Origin of the sequence: Chitinophaga sp. H8 (assembly GCF_040567655.1) — a bacterium.
Lineage (GTDB): Bacteria > Bacteroidota > Bacteroidia > Chitinophagales > Chitinophagaceae > Chitinophaga > Chitinophaga defluvii.
This window is the reverse complement of record NZ_JBEXAC010000002.1, coordinates 692,123-710,264: the sequence shown is the minus strand read 5'-3', so window position 1 is coordinate 710,264 and position 18,142 is coordinate 692,123. Positions and strand designations below refer to the sequence as shown.

Genomic DNA, 18,142 nt, shown 5'->3' with positions numbered 1-18,142 from the left:
CGAACCTGCCCTATAGGAGGGTAAAATATGGGTTATATCAGCGGGTATTGCAGGCTGGATGCTGAAAATGCAGGAATTAATTATTATTTAATATACATTATAATTCGTTATAATTTCATACTTTTAAAGTATCAACCAAAGGCACCTACTATTGCAGCAAACGGTGGTACACATAAAAGAACAAATTTTACTGGAACAACTGATGGCGGGAGAGCCGGTGGCCAGAGAATTGTTCTATGACAAGTATGCTGGTGTCCTGTACGGAGTGATATTACAGATTATTCCGGTAAAAGAAGTGGCAGATGAGGTGCTGGTGAAAACCTTTATGCACGTTTATCAGTATATACATGAGTATAGGGATAACGCAAATACAAATCTGTTTGCCTGGTTAATGCGTAAAACAAGAGAAATTGCTATCCGGGAGATCCTGCCATTAGGCCATGGTTCAACAGGTAACGATCTCATGATAAGAAATAACAGTCATTTACAACAGTTTGTTGCCGGGCTACCCGATGACCAGCGACAGGTGTTCCGGCTCTGTTATTTCAAAGGATTATCCCAAATGGTGGTAGCCACCATCCTGGGAGTGGAGGAAGAAACGGTAAAAATGATCCTGCGGGCAACAATGATTGAACTTAGAAAATTTTTAAAAGATACTTGGAGCTAAACAGTTACATAGAAAGTGGAGCTATTGAAGCGTATGCTTTAGGGCTGGCATCTGAAGAAGAGGTGGCAGAGCTGGAGCATATGAGGAAATTGTATCCGGAACTTAACCAGGAAGTGAAGCTCATACAGAGCAAGCTGGAGAAAATAGCTATGGAAGAGGCTGTCACCCCTCCAGGAGCAGTAAGGCAACGTATTCTGCAAAGGATTGATTGGGAAAATGAGAACAAGTCAACGGAAAAAACCAACTATACTTACATCAATATCCAGCCGAAAGAGGGAGACCATATTACTGTACATAAATGGTGGAAATTCTTTTTTATAGTGGTATTCCTGCTTTCTAAGATATTCCTGTTTTTTGCGATATTCTTTTATTTAAAATACCGGCAAATGCAGGAACAACAGGAACTTAAACAACAGCAGCATATTGTACAACCTGTAAAGGCACCGTAATGTTATTTACCTGGCTGGCAAAAATATCCTTTGCAAAACATTTAAATCCCCTTCAGCCTTGAACTATTGAGTATTCTTTTTTGTAATATGCGTTGTCTCAAATCTTTTTTACTTTACCTGCATTGACGGTAGTATTTGTACAGGTGTACAAAAGCTGCTGATTGCAGGGGTGATTAATACCAGATTTTGGCATTAAAGGAATACATAGAAAGCGGCATCATCGAAAGTTATGTGCTTGGCCTGGCCAGTCCGGAAGAGGCTGCCGAACTATTGCACCTGAGAAAACTTTACCCTGAGCTTGATAAGGAGATCATGATGGTGGAAGGCAGGGTGGAGCAAGCGTTGTTTGCCGATGCTGTATTGCCACCAGCCGGATTAAAGACCCGTATATTAAGACCTGCCGGATGGGACCATTATAATGTGCCGCCTAAAGGTCCCGATAGTACCGCTTCTCACACCTATATTAATATTCAGCCCCAGCCCAATAATTTTATGCAGGTAAGTATCTGGTGGCGGTGTGCCTTCATTGCCCTGTGTATGCTGGTAATGGGGCTCGTAGCCAGTAACCTCTATTTCTACGCTAAGTACAAGCAGATGGAAGAACTGGTATTGCATCCCAAAAACACTCGTTCGGAACAAGCCGGGGAATTACCCGGTAAATAACCCCCGGGAATGCTTCATTACGTGCTGTATGTCCCTTCCCGGCTATAAAATTTGTATTTGGTACGTTTATTGCTTTTTCTGAAATTGCCGCCAGATTCTTTCCGTCTAATAATCATGGGAAGTGTAAACCATCCGGCATTACGGGTTGTTACTTATAAACGGCAATTAAACACACAAATATTTATTCGCATGAAAAATTTCTCACTTGCAGCATTGTTCCTGGTAGCAACCTCTCTGTTTATGGTATCATGTGCTACCCAACAGGGTACGACCACCGATATTACCAAAAGCTCAGTGCAGGGTAACTGGATCGTTACTGATGTGCAATTTGAAGGTATCCCCGCAGGCTCCAAAGTAACTGTATTTGATGAGGCTTCTTATAAGTGTTTTAAAGGTAGCCAATGGGTATTGCCTTCCAATGCTTACGGGTCTTATACCTTATCTTCTACAGAGGATGGCTGTAGCACTGCTACCCAGCCTATTGTTTGGTCTTTATTTAAACAAGGCGGTGTAACCATGTTCCAGTTCAAAAAAACAGCTACTGGTATTAAAGCTAAAACCATCACTGATGGGTACCGTGTAGAAGTAACTTCTGCAGGTAGCTTTATGACCTGGAGAGCAGCAGTGAACTTTGAAGGTCAAAACGGTGCTATCATTTACTCTTTGCAGCGCAGATAGTTTCCCGTTTTTAATATAATATATCACAAGCAGCGTACTTCTTCCGGAGGTACGCTGCTTTTTTATTGGCGGGGTTTTTCCGTGGCAGACTGAACTTAGATAATGAAGAAGTACGTATATTTAAATAACAGCCATTATGGTGAATTTGTATGTGACATCAATGAATGCCCGGCAGCTACGCCGAAAGGGCAGGCATGTACCCGACAGTCAGGCATACACGTTTTAACAATGATGTACTAAAGCATTGTGCTATGAGTAATAAAACAAAGATCCAGTTCCTGGCACATGCCAGCTTTCAGATCACTACTCCGGAAAACAACATTGTGCTGGTAGATCCCTGGATAACCAACAACTCCTTTTTGCCAGCAGGCACGGGCTGGCCTGAACGGATAGATCTTATCCTGTTTACCCATGGGCATGAAGATCATATGGACAGTAAAATAGTGGATATTATCCGGCAGAAAACGCCTAAGGTAATCGCCAATCCTATGGTACGCTGGTATCTGATCGAACAGGGAATACCTGCTCATGTATTTGAAGGGATGAACATAGGTGGTACCCTACCTATTATGGATATGCGGGTTACTATGACCAATGCCTTTCACATTGCCCATATTATGGACCCTGGAGGAAAAGCCGTATTCCCGCATGCTACCGTGGGGTTTGTGCTTCAGCTGAGTGATGGATTGTCTGTCTATTTTTCCGGAGATACTGGCGTATTCGGAGATATGCAGCTGATAGGGAAAATTTATAAACCAGATATAGCAGTGCTGCCGATTGGCAACCGGTTTACGATGGGGCCTATAGAAGCCGCCTATGCTATCCGGTTATTACAGGTAAAACATGTAATACCTTTCCATTATGGTACGATGGCGATGCTTACCGGTACACCCGAAAGATTGAAAGCCCTGACCGGAGACCTGGAAAGTTTGAAGATACATGCACTAAAAGCAGGCGAAACGCTGGATACCGGTACACTGGGATAGCCGGCTTTTAATTAATCAAACCATTAGGATATGTTATCCCTGAAGACAGCCCGACTCCTTGTACGGCCATGCAGGCTGCCCGTGCTTACTGAAATTTATCTGCGTGGCGCACAGGTGGGAAAAATGTTAAACGCTGTTGTTCCGTTAAGTTGGCCACAGCCTGATCTGCAAGAGGTTTTACCTTATTATATTGAGACGTTGCAGGCTGATCCCGAAGCATATCTTTGGTTTTTTTGGGTGATCATTGACCGGAAACAAAAAATACTGCTGGGCGATACCGGATTTAAAGGCATGCCTGACAAGGCAGGTGTGGTAGAAATAGGATATCGTATTTTGCCGGAATACCGCAATCAGGATATAGCAACGGAAGCGGTAAAGGCATTGATTGAATGGGCATTTCAACAGGCAGGTGTGAACAGGGTGGTAGCAGAATGTGAAGCAACTAACAATGCTTCTATCCGTGTGCTGGAGAAAAGTGGCATGCAGCAGGCCATGCCGGATAATGAAATGCTGAAATGGTATGTAGACCGCAAGGTATAATTGTTGTGATAAATCTATAACAAAAAAGCTATGCTAACTACCAGTGAAATTATTATCAGACTTGCTACTGCTGCCGTACTAGGTAGCGCTATCGGATTGGAACGCCAGCGCCTGGAATGGGCAGCGGGATTACGTACCCATATGCTGGTGTGTGTAGGCGCTACCCTGGTTATGCTGGTATCTGCGTTTGGATTTAATGATGCGTTGGGCCGGCCATCAGTGGTATTAGACCCTTCAAGGGTGGCGGCTCAGGTAGTGAGCGGAATAGGTTTCATCGGGGCAGGAACGATACTGTTTCTCCGTTCGAGGGTAATACGCGGACTTACCACAGCGGCTGGACTATGGACAGTAGCCGCAATAGGACTGGCAGTAGGCGGAGGGCTTTACATTGCTGCCATTGCTGCTACAGCTATTACACTCATTATCCTGGCAGGCATTAAACCATTGGAACGAAAATTCTTCGGTGGTAAAAATATGCGCAGTATCAGGATTGTATTTGCACATCATGAAGTAACCTTAACAGCTGTGGCTGGGCTACTCCGGCAATCAAATGCCACGTTTGAAGAGATTACCTTATATCCGCTGGAAGATGAAGAAACAGACCAGTTGAAAGTAATATTGAATAAAGCTACCACCAATGACAATATACTGGCAGCGATGGAACAGATCCGGCGATTGCCTGGTATCCGCGAAATTGAACTGATCAGTACCAAGCAATAGTACTGATATCCATTCCCGTTATCTTATGTAAGAGAAGGTGCTGCATTTTGTTTGGCAAAGCGCATAAATAACTGCGCCAGTTTGTCCTGCTGGCCTTGCAGGTAGATGAAATGCAGTTTGCGTACCAGGCGGAAATTCTTTACCGGCAGGATGATAAACTCCCCAGCTTCGAGTTCACGCTGTACTGCTTGTAATGAAATGAATGCTGCGCAGGGAGCATGGTGCAGATAGGATTTTATACTTTCGGTACTGCCCATATACATGGCAATATTCAGGTCTGTCAGTTTTAACTTTAAGCGTTTCAGCTCATCAATAAGTACTTCCAGGGTTCCGGAGCCATGTTCCCGCATCAGCAGGGGGATGGTTTTTAGGTCGGCAGGTGTAAGGGCACCGTCCTTGGCCAGTTGACTACCAGCATTTCCTACCAGCACTATTTCATCCTTGGCAAACTCTACATATTTCAGGACCGGATTTTTGGATTTCCCTTCTATAATACCCAGTTGGATATTTTTTTCTATCAGTGATTGTTCTATCTGTTCTGTATTTCCATTGCTGAGAGAGGTTCTTACATCAGGATACCGTAGGTTGAACTTTGCCAGCAACGGGGGGATTAAATACTGGGCTATCGTACTGCTGGCACCTATCGGCAATAAGCCTCCCTGTATGTGTTTGAGCTGGTTAATGTCATATTCCAGGTTGCGATAGTCAGTGAAAATAGTTTCTGCATGCTGCACTACCAGCTGGCCTGCGCGGGTGAGTTTTATTTTATTGCCAATCCGCTCGAAAAGGGCCATGCCTAATTGCTGTTCCAGTTCGTGAATATGTTTGGTAACGGCAGGTTGGGAAATATATAATTCTTCCGCCGCCTTGGTAAAACTCAGCCTTTTGGCAACTGTATAAAAAACTTTTAGCCTGAAATCGAACATGCCTTAAAATTACAAATTATCAATGATCAATTGCGAAAATACCGGATGTATTCCTGAGGGAATAGTTTTACGGATCATCCGCAATTGATCATTCATGTAGCTTTATTAGCCGTTGTTGGGAGGAAGGAATCCAAAATGCCGGTAAATGGATTGTCCTTGTGGGCCTGTCAGGAATTCCATAAATGCTTTGGCAGCTTCCGGATGAGGGGCATTTCTCAGCACACCAGCCATATAAGTAGCATGGATATTTTCTTTTTCAGGAATGGCAACGGTAGCAACAGGATGTCCTTTTAACTGTTGGTAATAGGCCTCTGTGTACCATACCGGACCTGCATCAGACGCTTTATACAAGATACGCATAGGCGTTTGCCGGTGATGGATCTGGGTTAAAAAGGTAGTACCCTTTTTTACCTTTCCTTCCATAATGGTTTGTTTTAAGGCTGCGCCACCGGCTTTTATATAGGCTTCTTCAATGCGTTTGCCAATGCCTTCCCAGGCAGGGTTCGGCATACTTACCGTTATATCATTCCGGCCGAGGTCACGCAATCCTTTTACCTTTTTAGGATTACCAGCCTGTACCATAATAGCCAGTGTATTACCGGCATAAGCCTTTACTTCGGAAAAGCGGTCACGCATCAGGTCTATACGGCTTTTGCCGGCAGTATAGATATCTGGTTGGATGTCTATACGCATATTTCCCAGCACGAGGGAGCCTGTCTCTATCTGCTGCGCCAGGATACCTGGTGGTAAGGTTTCTGCAAATATGCGCTGGTATTGCGGGTAGGCTTTTTTGAAGTCAGCGATAAGGGAATCGATCACCATAAACTGATTACCCGCAAAGAAAATAACCAGTTGTGGGTTATTGATATCGCCGTACAGATCAGGTACGTTATCTACCCGTGGTACAGTAAAATGAACACCCCCTTCAACTGGCGTATTCCATGGTGGATCAAAACGGTAGTCTTGAGCAAACAGCTTACCAGCTGCCATGAACAGGCAGGTGGCCAATAACAAATGTTTCATAATTTATAATTGCTGATGAGCAAATAAAGTGAAGTACAGATGGGTGTGTAAATGTCTGCAGGTGTGCATGATGACGGGCATACCCATATATGCACGCCTGCAGCATTTAGTAACTTAAGGATGTATATAGGACCAGCCTTCCTGTTGTTTGATGATCAACTCCCCATTGCCACTTGGCGTGTAGGAAATGAAGGGAAAGAGTTCTTCTTTTTTGATATTTTTTTCCCGCAGGGTGTTTTCACACTCTACCAGTATAACCCCTTTTTCCTGTAGGGCTTTCAGTAGTTCTTCGTAAGGCTGATCTTTTCTATAAACAGTTACACCACCACTGTGCGCCACCAGTTCAATAACGATCTTGTTTTGCAGACGTGGGTCTTCCAGTGCATTCTTAATATTGCGTAAGGTGCCACGTATTACTTTGTCATCATCGCTGTTTAACTGGTAAATAGCTTTGAACTTTTTCTTTTGCTGCCCTATGGCTGCATGGCCACCCAGCAGGCATAAGAAGCATAAATAAACCACAAGCTTTTTCATGTATTGATTTTAATTGGTTATGATTCGGATTGCTAAAGTAGGATATCGCACGTTAATTTCTGGCATCTTTAATAGGTTGATACGGACCATATTTATGTTCGCTTTCTGTAAAGGCGTCGGCAAACGGGCCATAAGGAAAGTCGATAGGCTTTTGTTTCATATCGTGCCAGTCGGCAGTCTGATCTTTATGTGGGCGGGGCTGTGAGTTTATAAATGCCGCCACATCCCAGCATTCTTCATCTGTGAGCTGCTGATTATCATGTGTAGCACCAAAAGGCATATTATCTTTCACATAGCCGGCAAAGTTAGACAGCCGGAATAGCCCTGCCGCATCATTATAACTGTGTGGGCCCCACAAAGGCGGATAAACATAGGTGAGAGCATCTGTATTCAAAACACCTTCTCCTCCGGCTCCATGACAAACCTGGCATTTTTGAGTGTATACCGCTTTACCTTTTTCCGGTGCCGCTGCACGATCCAGGTAAGCCAGCTTGGTAAGACCGCTGCCTGGAGGTTTGGTTCCTTTGTTTACATTACTTCCCAGCCATTCCATATAGGCTTTCATGGCCAGCATTTCTTTGGTGGTAGTATCCGGTGCTTTTCCATTCAGGCTACGTTCAAAACAATCGCTGATCCGTTTGTAAATAGATTCATTACTGTTGGAGCGTGCCCGGAATCTGGGATAGGTAGCAGCTACGGCGCTGTAGTTATTGCCAAATGGTTTGGTACCTGCTTCGAGGTGACAGTTCTGGCAATTCATTCCATTACTGATTTGCATAACAGTGCCCTTGGGCCCCAGGTATTTTGCAGTATGTGCAATAAGTTCCCTGCCATATTTGATGGTTTCACCGGCCGCTCCGGCAGGAATGGTACTTTCGTCAGGTGCTTTCCATAGCTTGGGTTGGTCCGCTGCAGGTGCGGCAGGCCTGGTGGTAGCAACTACTTCATCACCGGCACTGGCAGTATGGTAAAAGGTACGGTAACAGAGAAAGCATGTTTCAAATAGTATTATCAGTATCAAGATCAATACACAGGCCAGTAGCCCAAAAATAGTACGTTTGTAACGTTTGGTCTTAACGTCTTCGTTGGTATCCATGTGGAATTACAGGTTGGTTTCTGCCCAAAAGTAACGGTCCTGCTTACTTCAGACAAATAGTTAATCATTATAGTCCATAACTAAATGTTATGGGCTGGGTATTATTTAATAATGGGGTTAAAAGTACATTTTTTAAACTAAAAGAGGTTGCCCCTTATTAAGGAGACAACCTCTTTTGCCTATTTTGCTTGCCTAGGATTTTTTCTTTGCCGCAGCTTTTTTATTGGCTTTGTAGCGCATATCTGCAGTACCATCTTTCTTTTTAGGTCCGGCAGTAGCTTTGTTTTCTTTGAAGCGTTTATCGGGTGTACCGTCCTTTTTTAATGGACCAGCTGCTGGCGCTGGTTTAGCTGCCTGCGGTGTTGTTTTTGCAGTAACTGCTTTAGTTTCTTTTTTAGCAGTAGCAGTTGCAGGAGCCTGTGCCATGCACAGGGAAGCGCTTAAAAATAAGGCAAGTACCCCGCTCAGGAATTTCTTCATAAAAAATCGGTTTTATGAAAAATTACTGCTTTTTTTTACTGTTTACCCCCGGAGCAAAAAAATTAAGCAGATTTTAAGGTGTGGTATTCCCTGCTGTCAGCTGTTTTGGAGGCATCAGGCTTCTTTCTCTACCCACATGCCATTTTCCTTAATCAGGTTAATGAGTTCATCCACAGCCCCTTCGCTGTTTAAAGCGCGTTTTACCACTTCTTTACCCTTATAGAGTGTAATTTTTCCTACACCACTGCCTACATATCCGAAGTCGGCATCTGCCATTTCCCCGGGACCATTTACAATACATCCCATGATGGCGATTTTTACACCTTTCAGGTGATGGGTAACTGCCCGTATTTTGGCAGTTGTTTCCTGCAGGTCAAATAAGGTGCGGCCACAGGAAGGGCAGGAAATATATTCTGTTTTGGAGATGCGGGTACGGGTAGCCTGCAAAATGCCGAAAGCGATGTTGTTGACTACGGTATTATTGACCACAGTAGCTGCACTTTCCAATGGGCCTTTGCCATCTGGTGTAGCTGTGAGCCATATGCCATCACCCAGGCCGTCCAGCAGGAGGGCGCCGGTTTCAATGGCGTGGTGGATAAGCTGATCATCTGCATTGGCCTCACTGGCATTACAATAGAGGATACACGGATTTTGCACCTTGCTTTCCATTAATGTAATGCATGCACGTCTTATCTCCGGCATAGCCGCTGTATTGTGTCCGTATAATGCTAATACTGCTGTTTTATCTGCCGCTATCCGGGTGGTTATTTCACCGGCTTGTACTGCCGCAGCCGGTAGTGCGATGATATTCATCACGGCTGACTTTTGTGTAGCGGAGGTATAAGATTCCCAGGAGAACAGGGGCACATATTTTTCCTTGTCAGCAGCCTGTTGCCATACCGCTGCGGGTACAATTACCTTCAGGGTACCTGGTAAGGCAAAGGATAAAACGTGGTGGGTGAAAATATAATCGGCAGCAGCGTCTGCGATATTCCATTTGTCGGTATCGGCATCGTAGGTGTAGCCAATGGCTTTTAAATCCGCAGGAGTAATGTTTTCCTGGGTAAGGGAGGCCACTACAACAGGCACCTGTTTGTCGCCGGTATTATTGACAGCGATGGTTTCCCGGCGTTTGTACTCAAAAGGAGAGTAGGGGATATTTTCTACCGGTGCCATTGACGTGGTATCATTACGGTTAGTATATCTTTTTACGATATCGCGGCATACCGGCAATTCAAATTCAGGATCTTCCGTCAATGATACCCGGATGGTATCACCTACCCCATCTTCCAGCAGCGTACCAATACCGATAGCTGATTTGATACGACCGTCTTCTCCATCGCCCGCCTCTGTTACGCCCAGGTGGAGGGGGTAGCAATGGCCCAGTTCCTGTTGCATGGTTTGTACCAGCAGGCGGTAAGCCTGTACCATTACCTGGGGGTTACTGCTTTTCATGCTCAGCACAATATTGCGGTATTGCAATGCTTCCGCGATACGCAGAAACTCCATAGCGCTTTCCACCATACCCATGGGGGTATCCCCGTAGCGGCTCATGATACGGTCGCTCAGGGAGCCGTGATTGGTACCGATACGCATGGCGGTGCCATATTCCTTGCAGATATTTACCAGTGGGGTAAACCGTTCGCGGATACGGTCTATTTCTTCCAGGTATTCTGCATCGGTATATTCGAGGGTTTCGAATTTCTTTTTATCAACGTAATTACCGGGGTTTACCCTCACTTTTTCTACGATGCGGGCAGCGATTTCAGCTGCATTAGGCGTAAAGTGGATATCAGCCACCAGCGGGGTGGTATATCCTCTTTTCCGGAGCTCATTTTTGATGGGCAGCAGGTTTTCTGCTTCTTTTTTGCTGGGGGCAGTGATGCGCACCAGTTCGGCGCCGGCTTCAATACAGCGGATGGCCTGTGCTACGGTACCCATGGTGTCCATGGTATCCGTAGTGGTCATTGTTTGAATGCGGATAGGGTTAAAATTGCCTATTAGCAGATCGCCTACTTTTACTTCCAGTGTTGCCAGGCGTTTATATTCAGTTAATGAGTTACAATATAGTTGCATATAATCGTTTCTAATTGGCGGGCAGCTGGCGGAATACGTAGCCCTTGCCGCCGGAATACTCCGCAAAGGTAACAAACCTGGGGAGCAAAATATGCACCTTTACAGAATGTCATATTTACATAATTTAAAGCCTGATTTCATACATTTTTTACATAAACGGTACATTTTCAACGCTGTAATTCGATAGTTTTGTAGCTACTGGCGTAGCCATAAACCCGGCAATACATGTTTTACAATAAAGGCATCGACATTCCGTATCAAGAGCTGCCTTTAACCGGGCAGTTCAACGTTTTGCCGCTGGATGGCTTCCAGAGCGAGCTGGCGCGCCTTCCTCACCGCCACAATCATTACCAGATCATCTGGTTTATGAAAGCGGCAGGAAAGCATATCGTAGACTTTGTGTCTTACGAGCTGGAAGATAATGTGATATTCCTGTTGCAGCCTGGTCAGGTACATCAGTTGCTGGATTGCAATAAACAAGGCCATTTCATCACCTTTACAGAGAAATTTTACTTTTCCAATAAGCACGACAAGGAAACCCTGTATGACTTTACCTGCTTGTTTGACAGCTGGCAGGGGTATAGTCCTATCCGTATCAGCGATCATGCCGTTAAATCATTCCAGTCGCTCATAGAGTTGATGAGCCGGGAAATGTCTTGCAGTGGTTGTAGCAGGGGAGTAGTAAAACATTACCTCAACGCTTTTCTGTTATTGCTGGAGCGGGAAAAGAAGCGTAACGCCACCCAGATCATGATGCCGTTAAGCAGGGATAGCCGTGTGGTACAGTTGCGCCGGTTGCTGGAAGTAAACTATAACAAGGAGCACCAGGTAGCTTTTTATGCCAATGCTTTTGCGCTTACCCCAAAGCGCCTCAATGAAATCACCAAAGAAAAAACCGGCAGAACTGTCACAGAATTGTTGCACGACCGGTTGGTGCTGGAGGCTAAAAGAAACCTCGCTTTTAGTCATAAAAGTGTCAAAGAGATCTGCTATGAGCTTGGGTTTGAGGACCCTGCCTACTTTAGCCGTTTTTTTAAAAACCACACGGGTATTTCTCCCCAGGATTACCGCGAAATGATGTTCAAATAGTACAAGTCAATAGCCGGTTTTGTCCAACAAGGTGATGCCGTGCCAGATTACCTTTGCTTAGATTTTTAACCGCACTAAAGCAATTAAGGATCTGTAACTACAGATTTTACAGGAATGCCAGCATCAGTTAAGAAAGACAAATAGTGTAGCAGAGAAAAACAGAAAAATTCAGTTCCCCCTGTAAATCATTGTTGCAGACCCATCATTGATAAACTTGTATGAACATTCGTAAATCGCTTGGCCTGTTAGTGATACTGACAGGAGGTGGCATAGCTGTTGCGGTGGCTCAAACGTCACCACTTACTTTACAAAATGCCCTGCAAACAGGACTCAATAATTATCAGTCAGTAAAGGCAAAGGAAAATTATGCCAAGGCGGCAGCAGCCAATGTAACAGCTACCCGGCAGGAGTTTTTACCAGATCTGAACCTGGCTGCACAGAACAGTTATGGTACTGTAAACGGGCAAAACGGTCCGTTGTTTGGTTACAAAGGATGGAGCACGGCTTCTTCCGGAGCAGCGTTGTCTTCACAAAACTGGAATGCTGCTTTTGGCGGAATTTACCTGGCTAATGTTACCTGGGATCTCGTCACTTTTGGACGGCTCCATGCCAAGGTAGATATGGCAAAGCAACAACTCAATACCAGCAATGCAGACCTAGAGCAGGAGAAATTTGAACAGCAGGTAAAAATTGCCGGTGCTTATCTTAATCTGCTGGCCGCACAGCGCTTGCGCAAGTCTATGGAAGCCAATCTGCACCGTGCACAGGATCTGCAGCAGATCATTGTAAACCGCGCCCTCAACGGATTGAACGCAGGTGTAGACAGTTCCATTGCCAACGCCGAAGTATCCAAAGCTAAACTATCCCTGATAGATGCACAGAACTACGAAGATGCACAGGGTAATAAGCTGGCTGAAATGATGGATGTACCGCCACAAAACTTTGTGCTGGACACTTCCTTCGTTATAAAAGTACCTGCCCCATTGCTGGAACAGCAGCCGGCAGTTACGGATATCAAACAGCAACCACTATTGCGGTTATACGATAGCCGTATTCAGTTAAGTGATGCCAATAAACATTTCCTGGCAAAAAATGTAATGCCCAGGCTTACGTTGGTAGGAGTGTTTCAATCGCGTGCATCCGGATTTGAATATGATTATGGCGCTGCTCACCCCGATCATTTTAACCAGGGATATTGGAATGGCGTACATCCTACGGTATCCAACTATTTGCTGGGCCTGAATTTATCATGGACAGTGACCGATCTGGTACGCACGCATACGCAGGTGGCGAGGCAGCAGTATAATACCGAAGGGCTGAAGCATGAATACAATCTGGTATACAGCAGGTTGCAGCATCAGCTGGAATTGTCTGAACAGCAGCTGGCGAATGCAGTACGCAAGTACCGGGAAGTACCCGCAGGACTTAAAGCGGCTAGTGATGCTTATCTGCAAAAGAGTACGCTGTATGAAAACGGGTTATCAAATATAGCAGATCTGTCGCAGGCACTGTATAATATCAACAGGGCAGAAACAGACCGTGATATTGCTTACAATGGTATCTGGCAGGCATTGTTGTATAAAGCCGCTACTGCGGGAGATATGCAGCTTTTTTTAAATCAATTGTGAGCTGGTAGATCAGCGGCAACGCTTTTTTACACTTTCACTTTTAGCAAGTAGAATATATGAATCTGATTAAAACCGCTTTACAAAAACCTATAGCCGTAATAGTGGTAGTGGTGGGCCTGTTGTTTTTTGGCATATCCTCCCTGCGGGATATCAAGATCGATATTTTTCCCGACCTGAACCTGCCGGCCATATATGTGTCGCAGCCATATGGTGGGATGTCGCCTCAGCAAATGGAAGGTTTTATTGCTACCAACTATCAGAACCTGTTCTTATATGTGGGTGGTATTAAGGATATAGAAACGAAGAATATACAAGGGTTAACCATGCTTAAACTTACCTTCTATGAAGGTACAAACATGGCTCAGGCAGCGGCAGAAGTAACAGCAATGGGAAACAGGGCATTTGCGTCCATGCCCAATGGAACGCAACCGCCTTTTATTATCCGTTTTGATGCTTCTACCCTGCCTATCGGCCAGTTGGCATTAAGCAGTGCTACCCGTACCAATAATGAATTGCAGGATCTGGCAATGACGATTGTACGGCCTTCCTTTTCCCGTATTGCAGGATTGTCGTCACCGGCACCTTTTGGTGGTAACTCCCGTACCGTGGTGATCAATGTAGATCCTGCGCTGATGCGGAGCCATCACCTTTCACCTGATCAGATAGTAGCAGCTGTAAAAGACAACAACCAGATATCTCCTGCCGGTAACGTGCGGATAGGGGATCTTACTTATCTCACTCCCAGCAATACCGTGATGCGGAGTATTAAAGATTTTGAGAACATTCCACTGATCATGGGAGATGGTCCTACCGTATTCCTGCGCGATGTGGCCCGTGTAGAAGATGCTGCGGACGTAACTACCAGCTATGCTATCATCAATGGCAAACGCTCTGTATATCTGCCGGCGATTAAAACAGCAGATGCTTCTACCTGGACGGTGGTAAAGAACCTGAAAGCAGCATTGCCCAATATTCAGAAGCTGCTGCCTGAAGATGTGAAAGTGACTTTTGAATTTGACCAGAGTACTTATGTAATCAATGCGGTAAAAAGCCTGGTGAGTGAAGGAGCGATTGGTGCGGTACTGACCGGATTGATGGTACTGCTTTTCCTGGGCGACCGGCGCAGTGCTTTTATTGTGATCCTGACTATTCCGGTGTCTATTCTGATAGGGGTGATGTGTTTGAAAATGGCAGGACAAACCATCAATATTATGACGCTGAGCGGACTGGCGCTGGCCATTGGTATCCTGGTAGATATGGCTACAGTAACGATAGAAAACATCCACCAGCACCTGGAGATGGGAAAGCCGAAGGCCAAAGCAATATTGGATGCCTGCCGCGAGATCGCTTTCCCGGAACTGCTCATCCTCTTTTGTATCCTGGCGGTATTTGCGCCATCCTTTACCATGAAAGGGGTGCCAAAGGCGATGTTCCTGCCTTTATCACTGGCTATTGGTTTTTCCATGATTGCAGCTTACCTGCTGGCACAAACGTTGGTGCCTATACTGGCCAACTGGATACTGAAGGCAGATCACTTTACCGGACATAGTATACATCATCCTACATTGGCGCTTAACACTGCGGAGAGCAGACAGGTAGAAAAAGACTTAAAGAAAGAAACCCGGCATCCGGAAAAACTGACCCGCTTTGAAAAATTCAAACTGCGGTTTATGGGATGGCTGCAAAGCCTGATGGCCGTGCGTAAGATAGTTATAGGCAGTTACCTGGTGGGGATAGTAGTAGTGATAGGTATCTGTATCAGTATGATAGGGCGTGATATTTTGCCCAAGCTGAACAATGGGCAGTTCCAGCTGCGGCTGAAAGCGCCCGAAGGTACCCGTATTGAACGTTCGGAAGTAATGCTCCTGCAGGCAGTAGACATCCTGAAAAAGATGGTAGGAGAAAAGAATATTGATATCACCTCATCCTTTGTTGGTACGCACCCGTCTTCTTACTCAACAAACCCTATTTACCTGTTCATGGCCGGACCCAATGAGGCGGTCATGCAGGTAAATCTGAAAGAAGACTATAAAGTAAACATGGATGATTTTAAGGAAAGGTACCGGAAGCTTATCCATCAGCAATTGCCGGAGGTGAAGATGTCATTTGAACCTATTGACCTTACCGATAAAGTGATGAGTCAGGGAGCTGCTACTCCGGTAGAAGTGGCCATTATGGGTAAGAACCTGGCAGAAAGCAGGCCTTATGCCCAAAAGGTATTAGCAGAAATGAAGAAGATTCCTTACCTGCGGGATATACAGATTAATCAGCCGCTCAATTCTCCGGCTATCCGCGTGAATATAGACCGGGAGCGGGCCGGGCAGTTGGGCGTAAGTATAACGGATGTGGCTAAGTCGCTTACTGCAGCCACTTCCTCCAGCCGTTTTACGGAGAAGAATGTATGGCTGGATGAAAAAAATGCCACATCTTATTTTGTGCAGGTGGCTATTCCGGAAAATGAAATGGGTAGTGTGAATGACATGGCCGCTATTCCGCTTTCCAAGAACCAGTCCAGGCCATTACTGGGTGATGTGGCTACATTACAGCCGGATACTGTGATCGGGGAGTATGATCGTGTGGGAGCGGTGCGTATTATTTCTATTGGAGCCAATGTGCACCGGAAAGACCTGGGGCGTGCTGCTGCTGAAGTGGAGAAGGCCATTAAACGTGCAGGAGAACCACCCCGCGGTATCAGTGTAGAGAAGCGCGGATTGATGAATCTGCTGGAAGAAACACTGGATAGTTTACAATCCGGATTGATGGTAGCAGTGGTCGTGATCCTCTTATTGCTGGCAGCTAATTTCCAATCGTTCAAAGTAGCTTTTGTAATAGTTTCAACCATTCCGGCAGTACTGGCAGGTTCCCTGATCATGTTGCTGCTTACCGGCTCTACATTAAACCTGCAATCTTACATGGGTATCATTATGTCTGTAGGCGTATCAGTGGCAAATGCCATCCTGTTGGTTACCAATGCAGAAAAACTGCGGCTCGAAAATCACGATGCCCGCAAGTCTGCCCTGGAAAGTGCTGCTGTTCGCTTACGGCCTATTTTGATGACCAGTATTGCGATGGTTATGGGGATGGTGCCTATGGCTTCCGGTTTGGGAGAAGCAGGAGATCAGACGGCACCTTTAGGACGCGCGGTAATAGGCGGATTGATAGCTTCCACCTTTGCCTCCCTGCTGATATTGCCATTGATATTTTCATGGGTACAACAAAAAGCAGGCGTGAAGTCAGCGTCGCTGGATCCGGAAGACGAGCATAGTGAATATTACATACCTACAACGGTACCTAAACATTAATTGATTTTTAAAGATGCCTTATATGACCAGAAAATATATCATTGCCAGTGCTGCTATGCTGTTGTTGGGTTTGGGGTTTACCTCGTGCCACAATTCCAATGCGGAAAGTGAAACACCGATGGAGAGCCAGGGGGTGCAGGTAAAAACGTTTGCACTGAAGAAAAGCACATTGGATGGCATGCTGAAACTGCCGGGAGAAATAAAACCTTATCAGTTTGCCGACCTGTATGCCAAAGTAACCAGCTATGTACAGCGGGTAAATGTAGATATGGGCAGCCAGGTAAGCGAGGGGCAGGTATTGGCTACGCTGGAAGCGCCGGAAATGAACGCGCAGCTGCTGGAAGCACAATCCCGTCTGCATACCAAGGAAGCAGTGTTCCGCTCCAGCAGGGCTACTTATAACCGCCTGCTCAAAACCAGCAAAGTACCCGGTACGATCTCTCCGAATGATCTTGATCTGGCTTTTGAAAAAATGAGTGGTGATAGTGCTGAACTGTTATCCGCTAAATCCGCTTATCATGAAGTACAGCAAATGCTGGGATACCTGACGATACGGGCACCTTTTAGTGGTGTTATCAGCCAGCGTAACGTACATCCCGGTACGTATGTAGGACCATCAGGCAAAGGATCTGATAAGCCACTATTCCGTTTGGAACAGCAACAAAAACTACGTTTGTCCGTAGCCGTTCCTGAAGTAAATACAGGCGGACTAAAGGAGAACGGGCAGGTGCATTTTACGGTGAAGTCATTGCCCGGAGATACTTTCACTGCCCGGATTACCCGTGTAGCTGGAAGTCTGGATACCCGACTACGTACAGAACAACTGGAAATGGATATTGCTAACCCTGATAAAAAACTATTGCCTGGCATGTATGCAGAAGTAAAATTGCCGTTGCCCGGCAAAACAGAAGTATACATTGTGCCCAAGAACGCTATTGTCAGTAATTCTGAACAGGTATTTGTGATTAAGGTAGTCGGAAACAAAGCAGTATGGGTACCGGTGAAAAGAGGTAATGAGGCCAATGGGCAGGTAGAAATATTCGGAGATCTTGCGGATAATGATGTGCTGGTACAAAATGCCAGTGATGAAATAAAAGCCGGTACACCGCTGGTGACCGTGCAAAAATAGTGTGTTTACAGTTTGGGGGGGTGTTTGCGGAAAATGATCCGGAGTGATGAATGGACATCAATAGCCTGGTAAATTGTACGATCAATAGTAGACCAACAGCTATGCAAACACCTGCCTCAAGCTCTAAACAAGCGTATTAAAAGAATTATAAAGAGA

The 18,142-nt window shown here is 45.5% G+C and carries 17 protein-coding genes; 11 read left to right on the top strand and 6 right to left on the bottom strand.

Annotated features, from left to right (window positions below; translation table 11 throughout):
• The first annotated feature begins 163 nt into the window (after positions 1 to 163).
• The 7 genes from ABR189_RS16750 (at position 164) to ABR189_RS16720 (ending at position 4,703) form a co-directional block, all read left to right on the top strand.
• Positions 164 to 667 carry an RNA polymerase sigma factor gene (locus ABR189_RS16750; RefSeq protein WP_354661604.1) on the top strand — a complete coding sequence of 168 codons (504 nt, stop codon included), beginning with the start codon at positions 164 to 166 and terminating at the stop codon, positions 665 to 667.
• Positions 658 to 1,116: a hypothetical protein gene (locus ABR189_RS16745; RefSeq protein WP_354661603.1), complete on the top strand. Its 459-nt coding sequence runs from the start codon at positions 658 to 660 to the stop codon at positions 1,114 to 1,116. Before ABR189_RS16750 ends, ABR189_RS16745 begins: the two co-directional genes overlap by 10 nt.
• Before the next feature lie 186 nt (positions 1,117 to 1,302).
• The gene (locus ABR189_RS16740; protein WP_354661602.1) at positions 1,303 to 1,779 is read left to right on the top strand and encodes a hypothetical protein; all 477 of its coding nucleotides are present in this window, start codon (positions 1,303 to 1,305) and stop codon (positions 1,777 to 1,779) included.
• A 189-nt stretch (positions 1,780 to 1,968) separates the two neighbouring features.
• The gene (locus tag ABR189_RS16735; protein ID WP_354661601.1) at positions 1,969 to 2,457 is read left to right on the top strand and encodes a hypothetical protein; all 489 of its coding nucleotides are present in this window, start codon (positions 1,969 to 1,971) and stop codon (positions 2,455 to 2,457) included.
• Between the two features lie 251 nt (positions 2,458 to 2,708).
• A complete protein-coding gene (locus ABR189_RS16730) occupies positions 2,709 to 3,443 on the top strand; it encodes a metal-dependent hydrolase (RefSeq protein ID WP_354661600.1) in 735 nt (244 codons plus the stop codon).
• A 30-nt stretch (positions 3,444 to 3,473) separates the two neighbouring features.
• Entirely contained in the window at positions 3,474 to 3,983 is a 510-nt protein-coding gene (locus ABR189_RS16725) for a GNAT family N-acetyltransferase (protein WP_354661599.1), read from the top strand.
• Between the two features lie 30 nt (positions 3,984 to 4,013).
• On the top strand, positions 4,014 to 4,703 hold the full coding sequence (locus tag ABR189_RS16720; RefSeq protein ID WP_354661598.1) for an MgtC/SapB family protein: 690 nt from the start codon (positions 4,014 to 4,016) through the stop codon (positions 4,701 to 4,703).
• A 23-nt stretch (positions 4,704 to 4,726) separates the two neighbouring features.
• Here the strand turns inward: ABR189_RS16720 and ABR189_RS16715 are convergent, their stop codons facing one another.
• The 6 genes from ABR189_RS16715 to ispG all read right to left on the bottom strand — a co-directional run bounded on the left by ABR189_RS16715 (position 4,727) and on the right by ispG (position 10,838).
• Positions 4,727 to 5,629, bottom strand: coding sequence for a LysR family transcriptional regulator (locus ABR189_RS16715; protein ID WP_354661597.1), 903 nt, complete (start codon positions 5,627 to 5,629; stop codon positions 4,727 to 4,729).
• Between the two features lie 105 nt (positions 5,630 to 5,734).
• Positions 5,735 to 6,652, bottom strand: a complete 918-nt coding sequence (locus ABR189_RS16710; RefSeq protein ID WP_354661596.1) for a molybdate ABC transporter substrate-binding protein — start codon at positions 6,650 to 6,652, stop codon at positions 5,735 to 5,737.
• A 114-nt stretch (positions 6,653 to 6,766) separates the two neighbouring features.
• Positions 6,767 to 7,186 carry a DsrE family protein gene (locus tag ABR189_RS16705; RefSeq protein ID WP_354661595.1) on the bottom strand — a complete coding sequence of 140 codons (420 nt, stop codon included), beginning with the start codon at positions 7,184 to 7,186 and terminating at the stop codon, positions 6,767 to 6,769.
• A 52-nt stretch (positions 7,187 to 7,238) separates the two neighbouring features.
• Positions 7,239 to 8,282: a c-type cytochrome gene (locus ABR189_RS16700; protein ID WP_354661594.1), complete on the bottom strand. Its 1,044-nt coding sequence runs from the start codon at positions 8,280 to 8,282 to the stop codon at positions 7,239 to 7,241.
• A 192-nt stretch (positions 8,283 to 8,474) separates the two neighbouring features.
• Positions 8,475 to 8,762 (bottom strand): hypothetical protein, encoded by a 288-nt coding sequence (locus ABR189_RS16695; RefSeq protein WP_354661592.1) that lies wholly within the window; start codon positions 8,760 to 8,762, stop codon positions 8,475 to 8,477.
• Between the two features lie 114 nt (positions 8,763 to 8,876).
• Positions 8,877 to 10,838 (bottom strand): (E)-4-hydroxy-3-methylbut-2-enyl-diphosphate synthase, encoded by a 1,962-nt coding sequence (gene ispG, locus ABR189_RS16690; RefSeq protein WP_354661591.1) that lies wholly within the window; start codon positions 10,836 to 10,838, stop codon positions 8,877 to 8,879.
• 225 nt (positions 10,839 to 11,063) lie between these two features.
• On the opposite strand from ispG, the gene ABR189_RS16685 reads away from it, so the two are divergent.
• From ABR189_RS16685 to ABR189_RS16670, 4 genes are all read left to right on the top strand, one after another.
• A complete protein-coding gene (locus tag ABR189_RS16685) occupies positions 11,064 to 11,927 on the top strand; it encodes a helix-turn-helix domain-containing protein (protein WP_354661590.1) in 864 nt (287 codons plus the stop codon).
• A gap of 218 nt (positions 11,928 to 12,145) precedes the next feature.
• The gene (locus ABR189_RS16680) at positions 12,146 to 13,555 is read left to right on the top strand and encodes a TolC family protein (RefSeq protein WP_354661589.1); all 1,410 of its coding nucleotides are present in this window, start codon (positions 12,146 to 12,148) and stop codon (positions 13,553 to 13,555) included.
• A 56-nt stretch (positions 13,556 to 13,611) separates the two neighbouring features.
• Entirely contained in the window at positions 13,612 to 16,857 is a 3,246-nt protein-coding gene (locus ABR189_RS16675; protein ID WP_354661588.1) for an efflux RND transporter permease subunit, read from the top strand.
• Positions 16,858 to 16,879: 22 nt separating this feature from the next.
• Positions 16,880 to 17,986 (top strand): efflux RND transporter periplasmic adaptor subunit, encoded by a 1,107-nt coding sequence (locus ABR189_RS16670; protein ID WP_354661587.1) that lies wholly within the window; start codon positions 16,880 to 16,882, stop codon positions 17,984 to 17,986.
• The last annotated feature ends 156 nt before the right edge of the window (positions 17,987 to 18,142 follow it).